Source organism: Ensifer adhaerens (assembly GCF_020035535.1).
Taxonomy (GTDB): Bacteria; Pseudomonadota; Alphaproteobacteria; order Rhizobiales; family Rhizobiaceae; genus Ensifer.
Genome location: NZ_CP083349.1, coordinates 944,102 through 968,892, shown reverse-complemented (window position 1 = coordinate 968,892; position 24,791 = coordinate 944,102). Strand labels below are relative to the sequence as shown.

Here is a 24,791-nt window from a genome sequence, read left to right as displayed (position 1 = left end):
TCGGCAGGGCACTTCTTGACGGCGCGCGCTTTGGCTAATGCTGCCGTTGCTATTTCGACACGTTACTCACGCCACCAAGAAAATTTGGCCCCGGGTGATAGCGTTTTTTGCCAAAATCGTGCATGCCAAAATCAGGCCGCCGTTAAACCGACGTCCAGCAACTTGAGAACATTTAAAGCACACCGGGAATTCTCGGACCTCGTGCAAGAAATACAAATATACGCCTAAATATCATCTTCACGTTACGGCAGATCGGACGTAAATGCTCGCCTGGCTCCAGCAATCTGTAAATTTCAGGGAAGAATTGCTGGAGGGGAAGTTCGCTCCCGTCCGCGCCGATTACTATTCGGGTCCGCCGGGGAAACCGCTGCGGTTGCTGCTTCAGGCGCGGACAGATTTCCTGTCGATCTGGCGTGCCAGTGACTATACCGAAAAGGTCTCGCAGATCCGGATCCTCGGTCGGCAGATCATCGTCGTCAACTCGCCCGATCTGATCCGACAGGTCGTCGTCAAGCGGCACGAGAACTTCGAACGCAAGAGCCCGCAGATGCGCCGGGCGCTCGAGTTTCTGCTCGGAGACGGGTTGTTCATTTCCGACGGCGACACCTGGAAACAGCGCCGGCCGCTGGTAGCCGATATCGTCCACGCCAAGAGAGTGCCGTCCTTCGGCCCTGTCATGGAGAAGACGACCAGCGAGCTCGTCGAGCGCTGGAACGAGATGCCCGATGGAGCCGAGGTCAATGCGCTCCACGAAATGGCGGGCCTGACCGCGGAGATCATCGCGCGCAGCGTCTTCGGCAACCAGCTCGGCGACGACAGTGCGGCCGCCGTGACCGAGGGCTTCACAAGCTACCAGTCCTTGGTGGATTCCATCAACATCGGCTACTTCCTCGGCTTCGACGACGGCCTGCCCGTCCTGCGCACCCCGAGCCTGCGCCGCTCGGTCAAGCGCATCCACGGAACGATCGACAAGGTTGTGGAGGATCATCTTGCCGGCCGCGGCGACCACAACTCGATGGTCGAGCTGCTCATCCGACGACAACAGCGAAATCCGGAGCTGAAACTCGACCTCGTCGCCTTGCGCAACGAGGCCGCGACCATCTTCATGGCCGGTCACGAGACGACGGCGGCGACACTGACATGGACCTGGTATCTGCTTTCCAAGGCAGGCTGGATCGAGAAAGCCGTTCACGACGAGATCGCCAGGGTCTGCGGTGAGAGAACGCCGACCATCGACGACGTACCGCAGCTCGAATGGTGCCGCGCCGTCATCGAGGAAACGCTGCGCCTCTACCCACCGGTTCCGATCCTGGCGCGGCAGACGCGCGAGGCGGACATGATCGGCGATGTTGCCGCCGAACCGGGCTCGCTCGTGCTCATCGTGCCGTGGCTGCTGCACCGGACTGAAAGCCTCTTCCAGGATCCCCACCATTTCCATCCAGAGCGGTTCACCGAAGGTCGTCGCCCGACACCCTACAGCTTCATCCCCTTCGCCAGCGGCCCGCGCGTCTGCCCAGGCCTGCACTTCGGCCTGACGGAAGCGATCCTTTGCCTGGCGATCATCGCTCAACAGTACCGTGTGCGCCTGCGCGAACACCACGCGGTCGAGCCGATCTGCCGGCTGACGCTCAGGCCGAAGGGCGGACTACCGGTGACCCTGCACAGACGGCAGAGACCATCCCATGACCGCTGAAGAACCACGCCAGACCGAGAAGATCGCCAAACGAAAGGCCTGGAGCTTCACAAGCGAAGGCCGACCAACCTTCGCCGACGCCCTATCGGGACGCGAGGGTTTCAATGCGTTCCGACGCTATTGGGTGACGGATAATCTCTGGAACCTCGCGCATCTCGCCGGCCATTTCGGGATGAAGCTACTGCCAATGGACGCCTGCTCCAGCCTTGGTGCAGCGCTCGGTCTTTTCGCCGTGCCGCGCTTCCACAAGGTGGCGTCGCAGCGCGCACGGGAAACGATCCGCGCACTGCGGCCCGATCTCGACGCTGCCGGGCAAGAGGCGCTCTTTCGCGAGAATTGCCGGTCACAGGGGCGGCTGATGACCGAATTCTCCGTCGTGAACCGGCTGCAGAACAACCGTGATCGGCTGACGTTGAACGGCCTCGACATCATCGGCGAAGTGGCCAAGGCTGGGCCTGTGATCATCGTCGGCATGCACCTCGGCAACTGGGAAGTTGGCCCGACTGTGTTGCAGAGCATCAATGTGCGCCCCTATGCCTTCTATCTCCCGCCCAAGGGCCGTGCCAAGGCATGGATCGCCGAGCGCGTGCGCAGCAAAGCCGGATTGCGTTTTCTGCCGCCGGGCATGGAGGGGATCCGCCCGGCGATCAAGATTCTGAAGAGCGGCGGCGTCGTCAGCATGTTCTGCGACGAAGGTTTTGGCGGCACAATCCGTGGACCGTTCTTCGACCGCAAGCCGCATCAGGAAGGCAATTTTGCGCTCGCCATTCGCCTGGCGCGCATGACTGGTGCCACGATCTGTCCCTGGTACGGATTGCGCACCAAGGGGTTCCGTTTCGAGTGCCGGGCGCTGGAGCCCATCCGGCTACCGGCTTCCGATGACCCCAACGCCCGCCTCCTGGACGATATGCTGCTGTTGAACAACGCGATCGAGCCCATCGTTCATGCGCATCTCGACCAATGGTATTTCCTCGACAACGCGCTTCGGCCGGAATGACGACCTCTTGGTTTTTCGCCCGCTTGGCTTCCATGATATGATCAGCGCTTGATGCCTTCGGACCTCGGCCTATTTACCTTGGGCGGGGACTCGAGGTCCCCGCATTCCTGACCGATAAAACGGAAGGAGGAGTCCATGGGACTGAAGCATGCGGATATCACCGCCATCCTTGGCCCGGTCGACGAGACATTGATGGCCGAATTGCTTGCGACAGGCGCCACGGCGGGTGAACTCGCCGAAGCTATCGCCTGGGTCAACAACGACGAAGCGCTGATCGGTGAAGGCCGCCACCTGCCGGCCGGCCGCGTTGCGGCATTGATCGATATCCTGACGCCGGACAATGACGAAGAACGGGACTTCGCCACGTAGCGGAACGTGCCGTCAGGCGCGCCGACAGTATTCGATTGCAGCCAAGGTTGCCCCCTCGCGCGGCGGGCGGCGGGAGCATGAGGCCACGTGTTTTGTGTTGAGGGAGGTCAACGATGGCAGCCAAGGAAGTCAAGTTCAGTAGCGATGCCCGCGACCGTATGCTGCGTGGTGTCGACATCCTCGCCGACGCCGTAAAGGTGACGCTCGGTCCAAAGGGACGGAACGTGGTCATCGAGAAGGCCTTTGGCGCACCGCGCGTCACCAAGGACGGCGTATCGGTTGCCAAGGAGATCGAGCTCGAAGACAAGTTCGAGAATATGGGCGCGCAGATGCTGCGGGAGGTCGCGTCGCGCACCAGCGACGTCGCAGGCGACGGAACGACGACGGCCACCGTGCTTGCTCAAGCCATTGTCCGGGAAGGTATCAAGGCAATCGCTTCGGGTATGAACCCGATGGACCTCAAGCGAGGCATCGACCTCGCCGTCGAGGCGATCGTGGCACAACTGAAAACCCAGGCCCGCAAGATCTCCAACAACGAGGAAATCGCGCAGGTCGGCACGATCTCGGCCAACGGCGACAGGGAAATCGGCAGCTATCTGGCACAGGCGATGGAGCGCGTCGGCAACGAGGGCGTGATCACCGTGGAGGAAGCCAAAACCGCCGAGATCGAACTCGAAATCGTCGAGGGCATGCAGTTCGACCGCGGCTATCTCTCCCCCTACTTCATCACCGACCAGGAGAAGATGCGCGTCGAGTTCGAAGACCCGTATATTCTCATCCACGAGAAGAAACTCTCAAACCTTCAGGCGATGATCCCGATCCTCGAATCGGTGATCCAGGCGAGCCGCCCTTTGCTGATCATTGCCGAGGATGTGGAGGGCGAAGCGCTTGCCACGCTCGTCGTCAACAAACTGCGCGGCGGCCTGAAGATCGCCGCGGTGAAGGCGCCAGGCTTTGGCGACCGGCGCAAGGCGATCCTCGAGGACATTGCCATCCTCACGGGCGGTACGGTCATCTCCGACGATCTCGGCATCAAGCTTGAGAACGTGACGCTCGACACGCTTGGTCGCGCCAAACGAGTGATGGTCGAGAAGGAGAACACGACGATCGTCGATGGCGCCGGAGCGAAAGCGGATATCGGCGGACGTGTCAGCCAGATCAAGGCGCAGATCGAAGAATCGACCTCCGACTACGATCGCGAAAAGCTGCAGGAGCGGCTCGCCAAGCTTGCCGGCGGCGTCGCGGTGATCCGCGTCGGCGGGTCGACCGAAGTGGAAGTGAAGGAAAAAAAGGACCGCGTCGACGATGCGCTGCATGCAACGCGCGCCGCCGTAGAGGAAGGTATTCTGCCAGGCGGTGGCGTCGCCTTGCTCAGGGTCGTTCATGCGCTCGACGGGCTCAAGGCTGGCAACGATGATCAGCGCGTCGGCGTCGAGATCGTGCGGCGGGCAGTCGAGATGCCCGTGCGTCAGATTGCCGAAAACGCCGGCGCCGAAGGCTCTGTCATCGTCGGGAAGCTACGGGAGAACAATGACTTCGCCCACGGTTGGAACGCCCAGACCGGCGAATATGGCGATCTCTTCCGCATGGGTGTTATCGACCCGGCCAAGGTGGTGCGCGCGGCGCTTCAGGATGCGGCCTCCGTCGCCGGCCTGTTGGTGACGACCGAAGCTATGGTCGCCGAGAAGCCGAAGAAGAACGGCCCCACGCCACCGCCCGGCCCCGGCATGGATTTCTGACGCGCTCAGTCCGCTCAGGAAGAAGGATGCCGATGGCGCGCCACCTCGGCGATCGCCAGTTCGGCGATCGCCAGGAGTTCCACTTCGCTGGCGCCGTCCTGCGCCTGCACTGTCATGCCCTGGAGGATCGCGCCGACGAAGCGCGCAAGCCCGGCGAGGTCCGTGTCGGCACGCAACTCTCCGTCGACGACGCCCTGCCTGAAACGGGCCTCCAGCAGCGCCAGGGTCTCGCTGCGCAAGGCGGACACGTGCCGTGCGATCGCCTGGTTCTCGACGGCGCAGGTCAGCACCGCGGTTGAGATCATGCAGCCCTTCGGTCTGCCGGGAAGCGTAAACTCGTGCGCAGAGGCGCGCAGTATCTTGTCGATCACCTCGACCACATGCCCTTCGCTGGCGAGATTGCGGCCCGCCGCAGCGCCCGCCTCGCGCCGATATTGTTCAAGCGCCTCGCGATAGAGATCTGCCTTCGAGGTGAAGGCGGCATAGAGACTTTGCGGCGTAATCCCCATGGCGGCGGTGAGATCGGAGATCGAGGCGCCCTCGTAGCCGAGCCTCCAGAAGGTATCGCCGGCTGCGGCCAGAGCCACGTCGCGGTCGAAGGCGCGCGGCCGTCCCCGGCGGCGAGCGGATGATTCTGCGGGTTCATTTTTTTTCACAATGGTCACTCTAGAATCATCTCGCAACCTGACGTATTCAGGAATGGTCATTGTGATTATAGAGGGATTTGTCCGATGAGTCTCCACCTGAAAGAAGCAGCGCTGCTCGCGTTGCTGCTTGCCTCCCCTGCACTGGCCGAAGATCAGAACGCATCGCTCGGCGCACGGCTCGACCCGGTGATCGACCGGGCGATCGCCGACAAACGCATCGTCGGGACCGTGATCCTCGTCGCCCGCGACGGCGAACTCGTCTATGCCCGCGCTGCAGGGCTCGCCGACCGTGAGGCTGACCGCGCTATGAAGGAGGATGACATCTTCCGCTTTGCCTCGGTCACTAAACCCTTCGTGACGGCGGCGGCCATGCGCCTTGTCGAAGAGGGCCGGATCACGCTTGACGATCCGGTCAGCAAGTGGTTGCCGGACTTCAAGCCGGCCTTTGACGGAAAGCCGGCGACGATCCTCGTCCGCCACCTGCTCAACCATACGGCGGGGCTCGAATACGGCTTCTTCCAGCCGCCCGGAGGAACCTATGCCAAGGCCGGCGTCTCTGACGGTCTCGATCTCACCGACATCTCGCTCGACGAGAACCTCAAGCGTCTCGCCAGCGTCCCGCTCGCATCCGAACCGGGCAGGTCCTTTCGCTATTCACTGGCGATCGACGTGCTTGGCAGCGTCATCGAGAAAGCGACCGGCAAGACGCTCGACAAGGCCGTCAACGAACTCGTTGTCGCCCCGCTTTCCCTCACCGACGCAGGTTTCTCGACGAAGCCATCGGAGCGACTGACCGCCGCCTATTTCGACGCGTCCCCTGCTCCGAAGCGCATGGAGGGAAGCGTCGCCGTGCCGATCGGAGAAGGCAAGCTGACGTTCTCGCCGGGCCGCATCCTCGATGCCAAGCAATTCCCCTCGGGTGGGGCCGGCATGGCCGGTACGGCCAAGGATGTGCTGACCTTCCTCGAGACCATCCGCAAGGGCGGAGGCCCCATTCTGTCGGCTCAAACGGTGAAGGCGATGATGCAGGACCAGACCGGTCCGGAGGCCAAGACGCAGGGTCCAGGCTGGGGCTTCGGCTATGGCTGGGCCGTGCTCGTCGATCCCAAGGCCGGCGCCACGCCGCAATCGAAGGGCACCATCCAGTGGGGCGGTGCTTATGGCCACAACTGGTTCGTCGATCCGGTCGAGAAAATCACCGTCGTCGCCATGACGAACACCACCTTCGAAGGCATGTGGGGGCCGTTCACCCGCGATGTTCGCGACGCCGTCTACGGCAAGCGTTGAACAGATCGAACGCATCAAGAGAAAAAGCCTGGCGAGACGATCGCCGGGCTTTCTTTTTCATCAGGTCCGTTCGACCTTTAGTCCTTCTTTTGCGGGATCGGGCGGAGCGCCAGTTCACGCAATTGCGCCGGCGTCGCCTCGGACGGCGCGCCCATCAGCAGATCGACGGCCTGCTGGTTCATCGGGAAGATCGAGATCTCGCGCAGGTTCTTGGCGCCGACGAGCAGCATGACGATGCGGTCGATGCCGAAGGCCATGCCACCGTGCGGCGGTGCGCCGTACTGGAATGCACGGTAGAGGCCGCCGAACTGGTCTTCGACCTCCTGCTGCGACTTGCCGGTCAGCTCGAACGCCTTGACCATGACTTCCGGCAGCTGGTTACGGATCGAGCCCGAGGCGATTTCGAAGCCGTTGCAGACCATGTCGTACTGGTAGGCCTTGATCGACAGCGGATCTTCGCCGTTGAGCGCTTCCAGGCCGCCTTGCGGCATCGAAAAGGGGTTGTGCGCGAAGTCGATCTTCTTTTCGTCTTCCAGCCATTCGTAGAACGGGAAGTCGACGATCCAGCAGAATTCGTAGCGGTCGCGGTCAACGAGGTTCAGTTCCTCGCCGGCGCGGGTGCGGGCTTCGCCGGCAAACTTGTAGAACTTCGCGGGGTCGCCAGCGACGAAGAAGCAGGCGTCGCCATCGTCGAGGCCGAGCTGAGTGCGGATCGCATCCGTGCGCTCTTCGCCGATGTTCTTGGCGAGCGGTCCGGCGCCTTCGAGCTTTTCACCTTCCTTGCGCCAGAAGATGTAACCGAGGCCCGGCTGGCCCTGGCTCTGCGCCCAGGCGTTCATGCGGTCGCAGAAGGCGCGCGAACCACCGGTCTTGGCCGGGATAGCCCAGACTTCGACCTTCGGGTTCGACGCAATCATGTTCGCAAAGACCTTGAAGCCGGAGCCGGCGAAGTGCTCGGTGACAGCCTGCATCTCGATCGGGTTGCGCAGGTCCGGCTTGTCGGAACCATACTTGCGGATCGCCGTGTCATAGGGGATGCGCGGGAACTTCTCGGTCACCGGCTTGCCTTCGGCGAACTCGACGAAGATGTCGCGGATGACCGGTTCCATGGTCGACCAGACGTCTTCCTGCTCGACGAAGCTCATTTCCAGGTCGAGTTGGTAGAACTCGCCCGGCAGGCGGTCGGCACGCGGGTCTTCGTCGCGGAAGCACGGCGCGATCTGGAAGTAACGGTCGAAGCCGGCAACCATCAGGAGCTGCTTGTACTGCTGCGGCGCCTGCGGCAGGGCGTAGAAGCTGCCGGGATGGATACGCGAAGGAACTAGGAAGTCGCGCGCGCCTTCCGGCGACGAGGCTGTCAGGATCGGGGTCGTGTATTCGGTGAAGCCGACATCGCCCATATGGCGGCGCATCGACGAGATGATCTGGGTGCGCTTGACGATGTTCTTGTGCAGCGTGTCGCGGCGCAGATCGAGGAAGCGGTACTTGAGGCGCACGTCTTCCGGATAGTCGGGCTCACCGAAGACCGGCAGCGGCAATTCCTTGGCGGCCGAGAGAACCTCGATCTCCTGGGCGTAGAGCTCGATCTCGCCAGTCGGCATCCCCTTGTTGACCGTGTCGTCGGTGCGCGCCTTGACGATACCGTCGATGCGGATCACCCACTCGCCGCGAACGGTTTCCGCGATCTTGAAGGCCGGGCTGTCCGGATCGGCAACGACCTGGGTCAGGCCGTAGTGGTCGCGCAGGTCGATGAAGAGCACGCCGCCATGGTCGCGTACGCGATGGACCCAGCCGGAGAGGCGAACGGTGGAACCGACGTCCGACTTGCGGAGGGCGGCACAGGTGTGGCTGCGGTAACGATGCATCGTCTTATCCCGGAATTGCAAAGAGCCGCGCAAGCTCGCTGGAACGGCGCGCGGCAACATGGTCAAAATCGGGCGGAAAAGCGCATGATGCGCAGCCTTTGTCAAGCCGCGCGACCGCTGCCGCCCCCGATGGACGTGCGTTGTAAACGAAGGAAACGGCCAGTCCAAGGCCACTTGTGGCACGAGCAGGCCGAAATGCTGCGAAAAGAACGGCAACCGTCACAATTCGGGACTGTCCGGCGGCAGAATGCAGGGCTACACATTTGAAGGCCCGCATTGATCCCCGAGTCGCGGCCGATTCCCGGATGTCGCCTGCCCCATGTCTCAGATTCGCCCGCTCATCCCCCTTCTCGCTACTGCAGGCATCCTCATCGGCGGCAATGGCCTGCAGGGCACCTTCATCTCGCTTCGCGCATTGGAAGAGGGCTTTTCGACATCGCTGATCGGCGTGATCGGCGCCGGATACAACATCGGCTTCGCGCTCGGCTGCGTCTATGTCACGCGCATCCTGCGATCGATCGGTCACATCCGCACCTTCTCGGCCATGGCGGCGATCGCTTCGGCCGCGGCCATTTCGATGGTGCTCGTCATCAATCCACTGATGTGGTTCCTGATGCGGCTGCTGGCCGGCATCTGTTTTGCCTGCCTGTTCGCGACCGTCGAAAGCTGGCTCAACGCCAGCGTCACCAATGCCAACCGGGCGCGCACGCTTTCCGTCTATCGCCTCGTCGATCTCGGTTCGGTGACGGCGGCGCAATATGTCATCCCCGGCATCGGTCTCGAAGGCTTCGAACTCTTCGCCATCATCTCCATGGCGCTGACGCTGTCGCTCGTGCCGATCTCCTTTGCCGACCGATCAAGCCCGGTCGCGCCGGAAGCGATCCGTTTCGACGTCAAGGCGCTCTGGAACATCTCGCCGCTCGCGACCGTCGGCTGCATCGTCGTCGGCCTGACCAACGCGGCCTTCCGCTCGCTTGGCCCGATCTATGCGCAAGGGATCGGCCTGTCGGTGACGGCCATCGCCACCTTCATGAGCGCCGGCATTATCGGTGGCGTCGTGCTGCAATACCCGCTCGGTCATTACTCCGACCGGCTCGACCGTCGGCTGATCATCCTGATCGCCACCTTCGGCTCGTTGCTCGCCGGCCTGTTCCTCGCCTTCGGCGCCGGCAACGACGAGTGGCTGAACTTTGCCGGCATCTTCCTCTTCGGCGCCTTTGCGATGCCGCTCTATTCGCTCTGTTCGGCGCATGCCAACGACCACGCAGCAGAGGGTCAGCACGCGCTGGTGTCCGCCGGCATGCTGTTCTTCTGGTCTCTTGGCGCCATCATCGGGCCGCTGTTTGCATCCTTCCTGCTCGAGATCTTCGGACCGCAGGCGCTGTTCATCTATACCGCGGCCATCCTCTTCCTGTTCATGCTCTACACCCTGCAGCGCATGACGGCGCGCGCGCCGGTGCCCACACAGGAGCGCGCGATGCCGTTCCGCAATCTTCTGCGCACCTCGTCTTTCTTCAACAAGCTTGCGGCCAGCAACAACCACAAGCGCAAGGACGGTTGACCCCGACCTGCGGCAAGATGCGCGCCGTTGAAAGAATTGCTGAACTCCACAATCAGGTTTAGAACCGGCGACAACGCGAACAGCTCCCGAGATTGCCGAATGCCCGTCATCAGCCGCCGTACTTTTCTTCAAGGCTCTGCCGCGCTGGGAGGCGCCTTTGCGCTCGGCGCCGGCATGGCGGCGCGTGCGGGCACCGCGCCTGATCCGCAGCTTCTCACGGCGCAGCTGATCGACGCGAAGATCGCCAGCGACGGCGTGACACCGAAAGTGATGACCTACGGACTGGGTGAGGCCGAAAACAGCGGCATGCCACCAGTCCTGCGCATGCGCAAAGGCGAGCCCTATGCCGCGCGCCTCATCAACCGGCTGGACGAACCGACGACGGTGCACTGGCACGGGCTCAGGATCGCCAACGCCATGGACGGGGTGCCCGAGTTGACGCAGCCCTATGTCTATCCGGGCGATCCTTTCGACTACGTGTTCACGCCGCCCGACGCCGGCACCTTCTGGTACCATCCCCACTGCAACACGCTGACCCAGATGGGCGCCGGGATGACCGGCGTGATTGTCGTCGAGAACCCTGAGGATCCGGTGTTCGACGCCGAAATCGTGCTCAACCTGCGCGACTGGCGGCTTGGCACAGGCGGCGCCTTCATCGATCCCTTCAAGCCGCGCGATGCGGCACGCGGCGGCACCTACGGCACGGTGCGTACCGCCAACTGGCAGCAGGAACCGACCTACGACGCGCCCGCCGGCGGCCTGGTACGCGTGCGCATCGTCGCAACCGATGTCACGCGCATCTATACGATCGGCCTCGACGGCGCGCCGGCAACGGTGATCGCGCTCGACGGCAATCCGGTCGACAAGCCGTTTGCGCTCGACCGCTACGATTTCGGCCCGGGCCAACGCGTCGATCTTGTCGTGCGCATGCCCGATGGCGAGGGCCAGACGGTTGCGCTCGGCAATTTCCGGGGTTCGCATCCCTGGACGATCGCGCGCTTCCGGGCGACCGGCGCTTCGTTCAAACGTGATCTCAGGGATGTCGCCCCCCTGCCCGCCAACCGGATCGCCGAAGCGGACCTCTCCACCGCAATCCGCGTGCCGATCGAGCTGACGGCGACCGCCGAACACAAGGCCGCGCCCTCGATCTGCGGCTCGCTCGGCTATACGTTCTGGGCGATCAACAAGGTGCCGTGGCCGGGCGACACGCCCGACCCGATCGCGCCGATCGAGGAAATGAAGCTCGGCAAGAGCTATGTGCTGCAGGTCGCCAACCGGACGCCGCACGCCCACCCGATCCATCTGCACGGCTTAAGCTTCCGCATCCTCAACTCCAACAAGCGAACCTTCCTGCCGCCGCCGACCGACACGATCCTGCTTTTGCCCGACGAACAGGCGGAAGTGGCGCTGGTGGCAGACAATCCGGGCGATTGGGTCATCCATTGCCACATCATCGAGCACCAGAAGACCGGCATGACGGGTTATTTCAAGATCGTCTGAGAATTTCGATTGTGACAGATGCCGCGAAGGGTTACACGAAAATCCAAGCCGCATTTTTGCCACAGTGATTTAAATCTGATGATTGAAACAACCGCAGACCTTGAGGCCGCTTGCCAGCAGCTGGCCCGCTCAAATTATATTACGATTGATACCGAATTCCTGCGCGAGACGACCTTCTGGCCGGAGCTCTGCCTGATCCAGATGGCGAGCCCGGATCTTGCCGTCATCGTCGACCCGATGGCCAAAGGCATCGACCTCGCTCCATTCTTCGCGCTGATGGCCAATCCTGAGGTCATCAAGGTGTTCCATGCAGCGCGCCAAGATATCGAGATCATCTTCCATCTCGGCAACCTCATTCCGCACCCGATCTTCGACACGCAGGTCGCGGCCATGGTTTGCGGTTTCGGCGACAGCGTCTCCTATGATCAGCTCGTCAACCGCGTCACCGGCACCCAGATCGACAAGTCCTCGCGCTTCACCGACTGGAGCCGCCGGCCGCTGACCGACAAGCAGCTCGACTACGCACTCGCCGACGTCACGCATCTGCGCGACATCTACAAGTATCTCGCCGCCGAACTGGAGCGCGAGGGGCGTTCGCTGTGGCTGACGGAGGAGATGGCGATCCTCGAGGCGCGGGACACCTACGACCTGCATCCCGACGATGCCTGGCAGCGTCTGAAGATGCGCGTCAAGAAGCCGATCGAACTTGCGGTCCTCAAGACCGTCGCCGCCTGGCGCGAACGCGAGGCACGCGCCCGCAACGTGCCGCGCGGACGCATCCTCAAGGACGACGCCATCTACGAAATCGCCCAGCAGCAACCGAAGGACGCGGAAGCGCTCGCGCGACTCAGGACCATCCCCAAGGGCTGGGAACGCTCCGGCGCCGGAACGGCGGTCATCGAGGCGGTTAACGAGGCGCTTGCGATCCCGAAGGCCGACTTGCCGAAACTGCCGCGCCAAAGCCACACGCCGGAAGGCGCCGCTGCCGCCGGCGAAATGCTGAAGGTGCTTTTGAAGCTGATCGCCGAAAAGCAGGGCGTGGCCGCAAAGATCATCGCCAACAGCGACGATCTCGACAAGATCGCCGCCGAGGGCGACAAGGCCGATGTCGGCGCGCTCAAGGGCTGGCGGCGAGAACTCTTCGGTGAAACCGCGCTGAAGCTCATCAATGGCGAAGTGGCCCTTCGTTTCGTCGACAAGAAGATCGAGACTGTCGAGCTCGGGAACTGAGCCCACACGGGCGGAGACAAGTTTCCGCCCGAATCCGGCTCTAGCTGAAAGCGCGGCGGAACAGAATCACCACCGTCTCAAACGGGGTGACAAGGCGTGGAGCCGGCGCGGTCAACCGTGCCGACTGACACGGATGCCGCTTCTTCCGGTACCGGGGCTTTCCGCATGCGTTGGCGCTTCTCCACTTTCGAAGGACTTCTCCTGCTGCTCGTCGTCGCGGGTGCAGGCGCGGTCTACGCATGGGTCTTCTATGGAAAAGGCGCCCTGATCGGTGCCACCTATGCGCTGTTCATGTGCCTGCCGATCATCGCCTTTGAACGGCGCGTCATCTTCCGGCGCCTCAATCGACGCATCCACGCCTTCTCAACCCCAGTGTTCTTCGTCGCCTCGCTCGCGGTCTACTTCGTGCTTCTCGACGTCGGCTACGCCGTCGCCGGGCTGATCATGCAGGCGACCGGAGTGATGGAGGACAACTGGATGGCGGCAATGATGCCGTCCAAGACGGTCCTGTTCTTCGCGCTCGGCATTTCAGGATCGCTCGTCTTCATACTGAGGGTGCGCGAACTGCTTGGGCGCGACGTGTTCCTGAGCCTGCTGACGGGGCGCTACCGCAGACCGATCCAGGAAGAACGGGTCTTTCTGTTCATCGATCTTGCCGGCTCGACCTCCTTTGCCGAACGGTACGGCGACCTTCGCATGCAGGAATATCTCGGCAAGCTGTTCGCAACGATTGCCGACCCGGTGCTGCGTTATCGCGGGTCGATCGACGATTATGTGGGCGACGCCGCCGTCATCACCTGGCCCTTCGACCGCGCCACCAACAACGCTGCCTGCATCCATTGCGTCTTCGATATTCTGGAAACCATCGACGCGGACGCACACCGCTGGCAGAAGGAGTTCGGCGAGGTCCCACGCCTGCGCGCAGCCCTCCACGGCGGCACCATCGTCGCTGCCGAAATCGGCCTCGACAGGCACAAGATTACCTATTTCGGCGACACGGTGAACACCACCGCCCGGCTGGAAGGCTTCTGCAAGACGCTCGGTCATCAGGTGCTGATCTCTACCGACCTGGCCCGCAAAATGCGCTTGCCGCACTATGTCAGGGTCGAGGATCTCGGCGAGCACGCGGTCAAGGGGCGCGGCCAGAAGCTCGGGGTGCTTGCGCTGCGTGTCGGTAGCGCGGCGCCTGCTCTTGCGCCCAGCGCGGCGGAATAACCGTCGTCGACCTGCAGCCCTTCAGCCGTGCAGTTTTGCGCCCTTGGTAATCTTGTCGACCAGCTTCTTGTCCGCATGGATGGCGATGCCGGCGACCGCGGCATCATCCGGGCGGGTCGCGGCGAAGATCGCTCGATTGGCGTTGTCGTGCCCGGTGGCGAACATGCCATCGACATAGATCGATGCGCGCACGTCTCGCTCGATCGCGCGCCGTTGAATGTTGCCGAGCGTCTTCCCATCTGCAGCCAGTACAATGATCGGCTGAATGCTCAAGGCATTGTAGACGTTGCCGGCGCCGTCGCGATAATCTTCACCGATGATATCGGGCTTCTGCCCGGCAATCCCGGTGGCGAGGAAGGCGGTGACGTTCAGCTTCTGCCAGGTTGCCAGGTCCTCGCGCAAGACGATTGCAAATTTGGTATCGAACATGACGGTCATCTCCTTTTCAGCCCGACAGGGTGTGCCGGAAGACGCATTATCGGGTGATGCCGCGATCAATCTTGAACGATTGTGCGGTGCGCCTGGCGACGGCATCCGGGTCGCACCTGCCGTCGATGGCATCGAACGCATCGAGGCGCGCCTGCACGGAAAATTCTTCGAGCCGCACCGCCACGACACCTATGCGATCGGCGTGACGCTGGGCGGTGTTCAGACGTTCCAGTACCGCGGCGAAAGCCGCTTCAGCAATCCCGGGAGCATCATCATCCTCCATCCGGACGAGGTCCATGATGGCGGCGCCGGAACGGAGATCGGGTTGCGCTACCGGATGATGTATCTGCAACCGGAACGGCTGCTCGCAGCACTCGGCGAAACGGACCGTACCCTGCCCTTCGTCGCAGCACCGGTCGTGGGTGACGAGGCCCTGCGGCAGGCGGTCGGAGAAGCCGTGATGGATCTCGACAACGGTATCGACGAACTGGCGCTCTACGACATACTCGTGCGGATCGCAGAGGGCCTTTACCGCCACGCCGGCGCCAGGGACATCAAGCCTGGAAAGGCCGACAAGCAGGCCGTTCTCGAGGCAACCGAATTCCTTCGCGCCAACCTCGAACGTCCGGTCGGCTCTCAGGAACTCGAGACGGTCAGCGGGCTCGATCGCTTTACGCTGGCCCGGCAATTCCGCCGTGTTCTCGGCACCAGCCCGCATCGCTACCTCCTGATGCGCCGACTGGAGCGTGCCCGCCAGATGATCGCCCGCGGAGAAAGTCTTGCAGGTGCTGCGCTCGAAACCGGCTTTGCCGATCAGGCGCATTTCACCCGCCATTTCAAGCGCGCCTACGGCATCACGCCCGGACGCTGGGCTAGCCTCACCATTGCAGGCTGAGCCTGTCACCAAAGCTTCATCGGGTTGTAAAGCAAGCATCACCCAACCGTCATCATAGCCGCCTATCGGGTTGCGGGACTGCAGCGCCGCGCGTCTCAAGACGCGCAAAGGTCGCTGTAGCACTTCGAATTTGCTGCATGTCTTTCTCCTTGGATCGAGAGCGATCCAAGGAGAAAGACATGCAGAAGGCTCCAACCCATGGTGACTTTCATGACGAAAACGCTTCTCGCCACCGCGGCTCTTACTCTTTTGATGACGATGGCCGCCTCGGCCGAAGAAAAGTCGTTCACCGCGACCCTCAAGGGTCACGCAATCCTGCCGGCGAACACGATCATCGCCGCCCCTGCGGACGCGCCCGAGTATCTCAAGACCTCCGGCAAATTCACCAACGCGGACCGCAAGCGCGCCGAAGCGCTCGGTACCGTTCCCGGTAAGGATGGCGTTCGCCCTACCGGCCTGTCGCTTCCCTTCGACGGCCAGCCGATGCAGGGCTTCTCCGGCATCAAGGCGATGGAAGACGGTACGTTCTGGAGCCTCTCCGACAACGGCTTCGGCAGCAAGCTGAACTCCAGCGACGCCATGCTGATGCTGCATCACGTGAAGATGGACTGGGATGGCGGCAAGGTCGAAGCACTGAAGACGCTCTTCCTGACCGACCCGGACAAGAAGGCGCCCTTCCCGATCGTCATGGAAGGTTCCGACAAGCGTTATCTCACTGGTGCTGACTTCGACGTCGAATCGATCCAGCCGGTCGCCGACGGCTTCTGGGTTGGCGAAGAATTCGGCCCCTACGTCCTCAAGTTCGACCTCGACGGTAAGCTGACGGACGTGATCGCGACCACGGTCGACGGCAAGCCGGTGCTTTCGCCCGATAATCCGACGCTGACGCTGCAGGGCGATCCATCGAAGAAGACGCCCGCTTTCAACCTGAAGCGTTCCGGCGGCTATGAAGGCATGGCGCTTTCCAACGACGGCAGCAAGCTCTACGGCCTGCTCGAAGGCCCGATCTGGACGGACAGTGAAACGGTCGAGCAGGCCGATGGCCGCCCGGCGCTGCGCATCATCGAACTCGATGTCGCAACCAAGGCCTGGACCGGCCGCAGCTGGCTCTATCCCCTGGCGGAAGGTGGTGAGGCCATCGGCGACTTCAACATGCTCGACGACAAGACCGCGCTGGTGATCGAGCGCGACAATGGTGCCGGGACGGTCGACAAGGCCTGCGCCGATCCGAAGGACCCGAAGCCGGACTGCTTCGCAACGGGCTCCAAGGTCAAGCGCATCTACAAGATCGCCTTCGACGACAGCAATGTCGGCAAGGCCGTACGCAAGATCGGCTACATCGACCTCTTGAAGATCGCCGACCCGGACAACAGGAAGCGCCAGGGCGGCGGCGACGGCTTCTACGACATGCCCTTCGTCACGATCGAGAACGTCGACCGCGTCGATGAGACCCACATCATCGTCGGCAACGACAACAACCTGCCGTTCTCGGCCGGTCGCTCGCTCGACAAGGCCGACGACAACGAGTTCGTACTGCTCGAAGTCGGCGATTTCCTGAAGGCCGAATAATCAAAAAAGGGCGCGCGAGCCGAAGTTCACGCGCCCTGCCCGCTTGATCCGGGATTTTCTTCAGCTCAGCTTTCGAAGTGGAAAGCGAGCCGCTTGCCGGTGAGCTTGCCAAGCTGTTGCAGGCGCCCATCCAGTCGTTCGCCGGAGAACTCTGAGTAGGCGGCCGGAACCACGATTTCCAGATCCACGTCCGGCAGAGACGATTTTCGGAACGTCAGGTTCCGCGCAACGCCGGGCATCGATGCCGAGAAGAGATAGGCGACACGCAAGAGGCCGCCGAGCAGCTTCGCCAGCTCCAGCAGGCGCGGCGTGGTGATCCCGGCAAGCGCGTTCGTGGTGCCGTCATCGTTCAGCCCTTCGAAGCGGTAGTAGTTGGAAAGCGCGATATAGGCGCGGCCGGCGTGGGTGATTCCTGAGAAGGTCGAGTGGGCGATGATGTTCAGGGCCTGCAGGCCGCGATAATCCGGATGCGCGCGCCAGCTGATATCGGCGAGCAGGCAGGCGGCCTGGCGATACCGGCTTTCCTCTTCCGTCTCCTCGATCCCGAAGAACGGCACCATGCGGCCGGTCCAGTCGGCCAGCTCACGGGCGTGCTCGGGCGAGCGGGCGCGCAGGATGGCAATCTCGTTCGCCGCCGTCAGCAACGGATCCTGGGCGCGTTCCTCGTCCTTCAGCAACGAGAACAGGTAGCCTTCGCGCACGCCGAGCGCCGAGAAGGAAATCCGCTCTGGCTTCATGATCGAGAGCGCTTCCTGCATGGCGATCGCGCCAAAGGGCAGAAGGCTGCGGCGGCTCTTCGAGATCGTCGAATAGGCCGAGGGTTTGATGTTCTTCGGCTCGATCACTTCCGGCAGCAGCGCCATCGCCTCGTCATAGGAAATCTCGTAGCCCTGCATCATGTGCAGCGGATAATCGCGGATCTCCATGTGCAGCTTGGCGATCGAGCGCCAGGTGCCACCGACGGCATAGAAGGTACGCCCGGCGCCAGTCTTCAGCACCGCCGAATTCTTCATGAACTTGCGCACCCAGGTACGCGCTTTCGTCAACGAGCCGTTGCTGTGTTCGAACAGACGAATGCCGCCAAGCGGCAGGGTGATGCCCTTGCCGATCTTCGTGCCGGAGACGTCGACGAGTTCCAGGGAGCCGCCGCCAAGGTCGCCAACGACGCCATCTGGATCGTGATAGCCGCTGACGATGCCCATCGCGGAGTAATAGGCCTCCTCCTCGCCGGTGAGGATGCGGACCTTGTGACCGAGGATCGCCTCCGCCTTCTCGATGAAGGCCGGGCCGTTGCTCGCCTCACGTGCGGCGGCCGTCGCCAGCACATACATCGACGTCGCACGCGCCTGCTTGGAGAGCGCGTGGAAGCGATGCAGCGCCTTCAGCGCGCGCTCGACGCTTTCTTCGTCCATTCGTCCGGTGGCATCGATGCCTTTGCCGAGACCGCACATCACCTTTTCGTTGAACAGCATGGCCGGCGAGCGGCTCAGGCCTTCATAGACGACAAGGCGGATGGAGTTCGAACCGATATCGATAACAGAAACCGGGCGGATGCCGGGCAGACGCCCCTGCGCTTCAGACTCGACCATGCAATTCCAGTTTATTTGTGCCAGCCGCTCTTCCAGCCGGCTATGAGCTTCGGTGCGCTGGACTTCAGGGCCTCACCCCGGCCGGAGAGGCTGGGATTGGTCATGAAATAGTGCTGTGCGTTGAAAGGCTCGGCGTCCTTGCCGACTTCCATCCGGCGAGACGTGCCATCAGGAAGAATTTCGTAGCTCTGCTGGTTGTCGATGAGATTGCCCAGCATGATCTGCGACAGAACCTGTTCGTGCACAGTCCGGTTGATGAGAGGCACGAGCGTCTCGACCCGCCGGTCCAGATTGCGCGGCATCATATCCGCCGAGCCGATATAGACAAGGGCATTTTCCGATGGAAGCCCATGGCCGTTGCCGAAGCAGAATATGCGGGAATGTTCGAGGAAACGGCCGACAATGGACTTGACTCGAATATTGTCGGACAGACCCGGGACTTGCGGACGCAGGCAGCAGATGCCGCGCACCACGAGATCGATCTCGACGCCGGCGCGGCTCGCCTTGTAGAGCGCGTCGATGATTTCCGGATCAACGAGCGAATTCATCTTCATCCAGATCGCTGCCGGGCGGCCGGCCTTGGCATGCTGGATCTCTTCGTCGACGTGCCTGAGGATACGCGGGCGCAGGGTGTGCGGCGAGACGGCGAGCTTCATGCCCGCTTCCGGCTCGCCATAGCCCGTGATGAAATTGAAGATGTTCGCCATGTCGTGGGCGATCACCGGGTTGCAGGTGAAGAACGACAGGTCGGTGTAGATCTTCGCCGTTACCGGATGGTAGTTGCCGGTGCCGAGGTGGCAGTAGGTTCTGAGCTTGCCCTCTTCGCGCCGGACCACCATCGACATCTTGGCATGGGTCTTCAGTTCGATGAAGCCGAAGACGACCTGCACGCCGGCGCGTTCGAGGTCGCGCGCCCAGCGGATGTTGGCTTCTTCGTCGAAACGGGCCTTGAGTTCGACCAGGGCCGTCACCGACTTGCCGGCCTCGGCCGCGTCGATCAGCGCACGCACGATCGGGCTGTCGTTGGAAGTGCGGTAGAGCGTCTGCTTGATGGCGACGACGTCCGGGTCGCGCGCCGCCTGCAGCAGGAACTGAACGACGACGTCGAAAGATTCATAGGGGTGATGGACCACCATGTCCTTTTCGCGGATCGCCGCCAGGCAATCGCCGGCATGTTCGCGCACGCGCTCGGGAAAACGCGGATTGTAGGGTTCGAAGCGCAGGTCGTCGCGCGGTGCCTTGGTGATCTCCGAGAGCGTGTTGAGCGCTAGGAGCCCCGGCAGAACGGCAATGCGGTTTTCCGGAACGCCAAGTTCCTGCACGACGAACTGGCGCAGTGACGCCGGCATCTCCGAATCCGTCTCGATGCGGATCACCGAGCCGCGGCGACGGCGCTTCAGCGCCGTTTCGAAGAAGCGCACCAGGTCTTCGGCTTCTTCCTCTACCTCGATATCGCTGTCGCGGATGATGCGGAACGTACCGGAACCCTTGACCTCGTAGCCGGGAAACAGCCTGTCGATGAATTGGCTGACGACGTCTTCAAGCGTGATGTAGCGGATGACGTTCTTGACGTCGGGCAGCCGGATGAAGCGATCGAGTGCGACCGGCAGGCGCAAGAGCGCGGTCATCGGCTCGCGGCCGGTCTTGCTGACGAGCTGCAGGCCCATCGAGAAGCCGAGGTTCGGAATGAACGGGAACGGATGGGCCGGGTCGATCGAGAGCGGCGTCAGCACCGGGAAGATCGACTGGTCGAACTCGTTGGCAAGCCAGCTCCTGTCCTGCGCCGACAGTGATGCCGGGCGCACGATCAGGATATCTTCCTTGGCGAGATACTGCTGCAGGACGGCGAGCGAGGCCTGCTGCTCCATCTGCAGATTGTCGATTTCCTTGAGGATGTCTTCGAGCTGCTCGACCGGAGTCTTGCCGTCGGGCGAACGCATGGAAAGTCCCTGGCGCACCTGGCCTTCCAGACCTGCGACGCGCACCATGAAGAACTCGTCGAGATTGGCGGCGGAGATCGACAGAAAGCGGATGCGCTCCAACAGCGGATGTGCGGTGTTCAGCGTCTCTTCAAGCACCCGACGATTGAACTGCAGCCAGGAAAACTCGCGGTTGATGAAGCGCTGCGGGCTGGCCAGCAGATCGACATCCTCCACCGCTGCCTGGTTTTCGTTCACCGCCGTTACCGCGTTGTCCATGCTCATCCGATCCCATTGCTCCGGTTGCACCGGCTATCTCAGTTTGACGACGGTTCTGTGACAGTCAATCGGAACGCCGCTGATTCCCCAGTTCTTCGAGAACTTCCGAAGCGAGCACCCGGCTGAGCTTGGTGCCACGGGAAAGCGCCAGATGGTCGATGCGTTCGACGATCGTCTGCGCTGCCTCGAGCGACCGTTCCATGCGCTGAACGATGTAACCCACGAGCCGCTCGTCGACGAAGAGCTGACGGTCGGCGAAGAGCTTGATCAGAACTTGCGTCAGCAACTCGTCATCCGGCTCGCCGATCTCGACGACGGTCGCAGCCTTGAGGCGAGAACGCAGATCCGGCAGGGTCACCGGCCAGGACATCGGCCAGAGCCGGGTCGTCATCAGCAGACCGGTGCCATGCTGGCGCACATTGTTGATGACGTGGAACAGCGTCGTGTCGTCAAAGCCGCTGCGGTCGGCGTCCTCGAAGAGAACGGGCCGTTCAGCCGCGATGACGGCAGCATCGGAACCGGCGAGCGGGTGGATGACCTCAGCTCCTGCCCGCTCCTTCCAGATACTGGCAAGGTGCGATTTGCCCGAGCCGACCGGCCCGGCGATGATGACCACCGGCGAGGGCCAGTCCGGCCAATGGTCGACGATCGCGATCGCCGCGCTCAGTCTGTCGGAGACGAGCAGGTCTTCACGGCCCGTCGCCGGGTCGTGGCCAAAGGCCAGGGGGATTTGTTCAAATGGGCGTTTTGTCATGCTGTACTCGGGACAATCGTCGGAAATCAGGCGGCCTTGTCGCTCTTCGCCTTCTTTTCCACTGCCTTGCCGTGCCCGTGATAGAGATCGCTATCAAGGTACCGCTGGATGCCGAAGCGGACAAGCACGCCGATGGCCGCTGCCGCCGGCACCGCCACCAGCAGGCCAACGAAGCCGAAGAGCGCGCCGAAGGCGAGCAGGGCAAACATCAGCCAGACCGGATGCAGGCCGACGCTCTTGCCCACCAGCTTCGGCTGGAGGATGTTGCCCTCCATGAACTGGCCGCTGAAGAAGACGGCAAGCACAAGGCCGATCCAGAGATAGTCCGGCCAGAACTGCACCAGGGCGACGCCAACGGCAAGCACGAGGCCGACCATCGAGCCGACATAGGGGATGAAGCTGATCATGCCGGCGAAGAGGCCGATCAGCAGGCCGAAATTGAGGCCGACCAAAGACAGGCCGATACCGTAATAGAGGCCGAGAATGACGCAGAGCGAGCCCTGACCGCGCACGAAACCGGCGATCGTCGCGTTCATGTCGCGGGCGATCTGGCGCACATCCGAGACGTAGTCGCGCGGCACCCAACTGTCGACCTTCTCCACCATCCGGTCCCAGTCGAGCAGGATGTAGAAGGCGACGACGGGGGTCACGACGAGCAGCGAAATGACGTCGAGCAGTGCCACGCCGGAGTTCCAGATCTGCTGGAAGAGCGTGCCGACGAAGGCCGCCCCCTGCTCCAACAGCTTGCCTGAACTCTGCTTGATCGACGGCATCTGGCTCGCCAGCCAATCGGGAATGAGCCGCGTCTGTGCTTCATTGACGAGCACCTGCAACTTGGACGCATAGCCGGGGATGTTCGCAATGAAGTCCGAAGCCTGGCTGACGACCACGGGAATGATGATCATCAGCGCCAGCACGAAGACGACGACGAAACCGATCAGGATGACGACCGTCGCCATCAGGCGACTGAGGCCGAGGCGCTCGAGACGGTCGGCCACCGGATCGAGGAAATAGGCAAGCGCCATGCCGGCAAGGAACGGCAGCAGGATAGAGCTGAAGACCATGAGGAAGGCAATGAAGGCGCCAAGCACCAGCATCCAGAAGATGACCTGGCGCTGCAATCCGGAACCACTGACCTTGATATCCATGACACTCCCTTAGACCACGATCATCTGGGGTCGGATCGACCCAAAATCATAAACGCGGTCGTTTCTCATCAGCGAAAGCGGGATGCGGGCGGGGAACCGCACACTCTTCCTCATCTCGCTCTCGCGCGCTGCACGCGCCGAACGCGTATCACAACCCTTTAGAGGAGATAGGGGGCGGCGCGGGCGCCGGTCAAGTCCAACCGGGCGGCACCGCGCGGTTTGGAGCCATGCTGTTCGTTTCTACCGTGGGATATGGGCAAAATGTTGAAAAAACGCCGCCAATGCATGCTCTCGGCTTGCACTCCCTTGCCTGCCGTGCCAATCGCATCCGCAAAATACCTGTCGCACGACGAGCCTTGGAGAACGAGCATGAGCCAGTCGGGAAAGAACGGCCTCACCTATAGCGACGCGGGCGTGGATATCGACGCCGGTAACCTGATGGTCGAGAAGATCAAGCCGCATGTGCGCTCGACGCGGCGCCCCGGCGCCGATGGCGAAATCGGCGGCTTCGGCGGCCTGTTCGACCTGAAGGCGGCAGGCTTCACCGACCCGGTTCTGGTTGCTGCCAATGACGGCGTCGGAACCAAGCTCAAGATCGCGATCGACGCCAACAAGCATGACACCGTCGGCATCGACCTCGTCGCCATGTGCGTCAACGACCTGGTGGTCCAGGGCGCCGAGCCGCTGTTCTTCCTCGACTACTTCGCAACCGGCAAGCTCGATCCGGACCAGGGTGCGGCCATCGTCGCCGGCATTGCCAGCGGCTGCCGCGAGGCGGGCTGTGCACTGATCGGCGGCGAGACCGCCGAAATGCCGGGCATGTATTCGGGCGGCGATTATGACCTCGCGGGCTTTGCTGTCGGCGCTGCCGAACGCGGCCAGTTGCTGCCGGCCGGCGACATCTCCGAAGGCGACGCCATCCTCGGCCTCGCCTCGTCGGGCGTCCACTCCAACGGCTATTCGCTGGTGCGCAAGATCGTCGCGCTCTCGGGCCTTGCCTGGGATGCCCCTGCCCCGTTCGGAGAAGGCACGCTTGCCGATCTCCTGATGACGCCGACGCGCATCTATGTGAAGCCGCTCCTGAAGGCGATCCGCGAAACCGGCGCGATCAAGGCGCTCGCCCACATCACCGGCGGCGGCTTCCCCGAAAACATTCCGCGCGTGCTGCCGAAGCATCTCGCTGCCGAGATCGACCTCGACGCGATCAAGGCGCCGAAGGTCTTCTCCTGGCTCGCCCAGACCGGTGGCGTTGCCGCCAATGAAATGCTGCGCACCTTCAATTGCGGCGTCGGCATGATCGCCGTCGTTCCGGCCGACAAGGCTGCAGAGGTCGCTTCTGTGCTGACCGGCGAGGGCGAAACCGTCTTTACGCTCGGCCGCATGGTCGCTCGCGACGAAGGTGCCGCCGGCACGATCTACAAGGGCAACCTCGCTCTATGACGACTGAGGTCTCGACGGGCAAGAAGCGGGTCGTCGTCTTCATTTCGGGCGGCGGCTCCAACATGCTGGCGCTGGCGAAAGCGGCAGCCGAGCCGGGCTTCCCGGCCGAAATCGTCGCGGTTATCGCCGACAAGGCAGATGCCGGCGGCCTCGACAAGGCGGCGGCACTGGGCATTCCGACACGCAGCTTCCTGCGCAAGGATTTCGACAGCAAGGACGCCCACGAGGCAGCAATCCTTGCCGAGCTCGACCGCCTGTCGCCCGACATCATCTGCCTGGCCGGATACATGCGGCTACTGTCGGCAACCTTTATCCAGCGCCATGAAGGACGGATCCTCAACATCCATCCCTCGCTGCTGCCGCTTTTCCCCGGCCTGCACACCCATCAGCGCGCCATCGACGCCGGCATGAAAGTTGCCGGCTGCACGGTGCATTTCGTCACCGAAGGGATGGACGAAGGCCCGATCCTGGCGCAGGCGGTGGTTCCGGTTTTACCCGGCGACACATCGGAAAGCCTCGCAACGCGGGTGCTGACCGTCGAGCACCGCACCTATCCGATGGCGCTTCGGCTGATGGCCGAGGGCAAGGTGCGCATGGAAGGCGGCCGCGCGGTGAGCCAGAGCGCCGCCGAAGCGAACGCCACGCTGATCTCACCGGCGGCCTGAC

The 24,791-nt window shown here is 62.7% G+C and carries 20 protein-coding genes; 13 read left to right on the top strand and 7 right to left on the bottom strand.

Annotated features, from left to right (window positions below; translation table 11 throughout):
- Positions 1-262 precede the first annotated feature (262 nt).
- From LAC81_RS04690 to groL, 4 genes are all read left to right on the top strand, one after another.
- Positions 263-1,693, top strand: coding sequence for a cytochrome P450 (locus tag LAC81_RS04690; RefSeq protein ID WP_223726918.1), 1,431 nt, complete (start codon positions 263-265; stop codon positions 1,691-1,693).
- Positions 1,683-2,690: a lysophospholipid acyltransferase family protein gene (locus tag LAC81_RS04685; RefSeq protein ID WP_223726917.1), complete on the top strand. Its 1,008-nt coding sequence runs from the start codon at positions 1,683-1,685 to the stop codon at positions 2,688-2,690. The genes LAC81_RS04690 and LAC81_RS04685 overlap by 11 nt, the downstream gene beginning before the upstream one ends.
- A gap of 135 nt (positions 2,691-2,825) precedes the next feature.
- Positions 2,826-3,059 carry a hypothetical protein gene (locus LAC81_RS04680; RefSeq protein WP_057252607.1) on the top strand — a complete coding sequence of 78 codons (234 nt, stop codon included), beginning with the start codon at positions 2,826-2,828 and terminating at the stop codon, positions 3,057-3,059.
- A gap of 113 nt (positions 3,060-3,172) precedes the next feature.
- Positions 3,173-4,798, top strand: a complete 1,626-nt coding sequence (groL, locus tag LAC81_RS04675; protein WP_223726916.1) for a chaperonin GroEL — start codon at positions 3,173-3,175, stop codon at positions 4,796-4,798.
- Positions 4,799-4,812: 14 nt separating this feature from the next.
- Here the strand turns inward: groL and LAC81_RS04670 are convergent, their stop codons facing one another.
- Complete coding sequence (locus LAC81_RS04670; RefSeq protein ID WP_223726915.1) at positions 4,813-5,463, bottom strand: TetR/AcrR family transcriptional regulator; 651 nt, start codon at positions 5,461-5,463, stop codon at positions 4,813-4,815.
- A gap of 66 nt (positions 5,464-5,529) precedes the next feature.
- On the opposite strand from LAC81_RS04670, the gene LAC81_RS04665 reads away from it, so the two are divergent.
- Positions 5,530-6,732, top strand: a complete 1,203-nt coding sequence (locus LAC81_RS04665) for a serine hydrolase domain-containing protein (protein WP_223726914.1) — start codon at positions 5,530-5,532, stop codon at positions 6,730-6,732.
- 77 nt (positions 6,733-6,809) lie between these two features.
- Here the strand turns inward: LAC81_RS04665 and aspS are convergent, their stop codons facing one another.
- The gene (gene aspS, locus LAC81_RS04660; protein ID WP_113536887.1) at positions 6,810-8,597 is read right to left on the bottom strand and encodes an aspartate--tRNA ligase; all 1,788 of its coding nucleotides are present in this window, start codon (positions 8,595-8,597) and stop codon (positions 6,810-6,812) included.
- Positions 8,598-8,916: 319 nt separating this feature from the next.
- Between aspS and LAC81_RS04655 the strand changes: the two genes are divergently transcribed.
- From LAC81_RS04655 to LAC81_RS04640, 4 genes are all read left to right on the top strand, one after another.
- Positions 8,917-10,158, top strand: a complete 1,242-nt coding sequence (locus LAC81_RS04655) for an MFS transporter (protein WP_223726913.1) — start codon at positions 8,917-8,919, stop codon at positions 10,156-10,158.
- Between the two features lie 99 nt (positions 10,159-10,257).
- Entirely contained in the window at positions 10,258-11,658 is a 1,401-nt protein-coding gene (locus tag LAC81_RS04650) for a multicopper oxidase family protein (RefSeq protein WP_223726912.1), read from the top strand.
- A gap of 78 nt (positions 11,659-11,736) precedes the next feature.
- Positions 11,737-12,888, top strand: coding sequence for a ribonuclease D (gene rnd / locus LAC81_RS04645; protein ID WP_223726911.1), 1,152 nt, complete (start codon positions 11,737-11,739; stop codon positions 12,886-12,888).
- A 165-nt stretch (positions 12,889-13,053) separates the two neighbouring features.
- A complete protein-coding gene (locus LAC81_RS04640; RefSeq protein ID WP_223727764.1) occupies positions 13,054-14,103 on the top strand; it encodes an adenylate/guanylate cyclase domain-containing protein in 1,050 nt (349 codons plus the stop codon).
- Between the two features lie 21 nt (positions 14,104-14,124).
- On the opposite strand, the gene LAC81_RS04635 is transcribed toward LAC81_RS04640, so the two are convergent.
- Entirely contained in the window at positions 14,125-14,532 is a 408-nt protein-coding gene (locus LAC81_RS04635) for a DUF2000 family protein (protein ID WP_223726910.1), read from the bottom strand.
- Here LAC81_RS04635 and LAC81_RS04630 point away from each other — a divergent pair.
- Positions 14,531-15,427: an AraC family transcriptional regulator gene (locus LAC81_RS04630; RefSeq protein WP_223726909.1), complete on the top strand. Its 897-nt coding sequence runs from the start codon at positions 14,531-14,533 to the stop codon at positions 15,425-15,427. The genes LAC81_RS04635 and LAC81_RS04630 overlap by 2 nt on opposite strands.
- Before the next feature lie 210 nt (positions 15,428-15,637).
- A complete protein-coding gene (locus LAC81_RS04625) occupies positions 15,638-16,996 on the top strand; it encodes an esterase-like activity of phytase family protein (protein ID WP_223726908.1) in 1,359 nt (452 codons plus the stop codon).
- 65 nt (positions 16,997-17,061) lie between these two features.
- Here the strand turns inward: LAC81_RS04625 and ppx are convergent, their stop codons facing one another.
- The 4 genes from ppx to LAC81_RS04605 all read right to left on the bottom strand — a co-directional run bounded on the left by ppx (position 17,062) and on the right by LAC81_RS04605 (position 22,685).
- On the bottom strand, positions 17,062-18,585 hold the full coding sequence (ppx, locus tag LAC81_RS04620; RefSeq protein WP_223726907.1) for an exopolyphosphatase: 1,524 nt from the start codon (positions 18,583-18,585) through the stop codon (positions 17,062-17,064).
- An 11-nt stretch (positions 18,586-18,596) separates the two neighbouring features.
- Entirely contained in the window at positions 18,597-20,783 is a 2,187-nt protein-coding gene (locus LAC81_RS04615) for an RNA degradosome polyphosphate kinase (RefSeq protein WP_223727763.1), read from the bottom strand.
- A gap of 64 nt (positions 20,784-20,847) precedes the next feature.
- Positions 20,848-21,537, bottom strand: a complete 690-nt coding sequence (gene hdaA, locus LAC81_RS04610; RefSeq protein ID WP_223726906.1) for a DnaA regulatory inactivator HdaA — start codon at positions 21,535-21,537, stop codon at positions 20,848-20,850.
- A gap of 26 nt (positions 21,538-21,563) precedes the next feature.
- Entirely contained in the window at positions 21,564-22,685 is a 1,122-nt protein-coding gene (locus LAC81_RS04605) for an AI-2E family transporter (protein ID WP_223726905.1), read from the bottom strand.
- 369 nt (positions 22,686-23,054) lie between these two features.
- Here LAC81_RS04605 and purM point away from each other — a divergent pair, with 369 nt between their 5' ends.
- Both purM and purN read left to right on the top strand, forming a co-directional pair.
- Positions 23,055-24,125 carry a phosphoribosylformylglycinamidine cyclo-ligase gene (gene purM, locus LAC81_RS04600; protein WP_223726904.1) on the top strand — a complete coding sequence of 357 codons (1,071 nt, stop codon included), beginning with the start codon at positions 23,055-23,057 and terminating at the stop codon, positions 24,123-24,125.
- Positions 24,122-24,790, top strand: a complete 669-nt coding sequence (gene purN / locus LAC81_RS04595) for a phosphoribosylglycinamide formyltransferase (protein ID WP_223726903.1) — start codon at positions 24,122-24,124, stop codon at positions 24,788-24,790. The genes purM and purN overlap by 4 nt, the downstream gene beginning before the upstream one ends.
- Position 24,791: the final 1 nt, after the last annotated feature.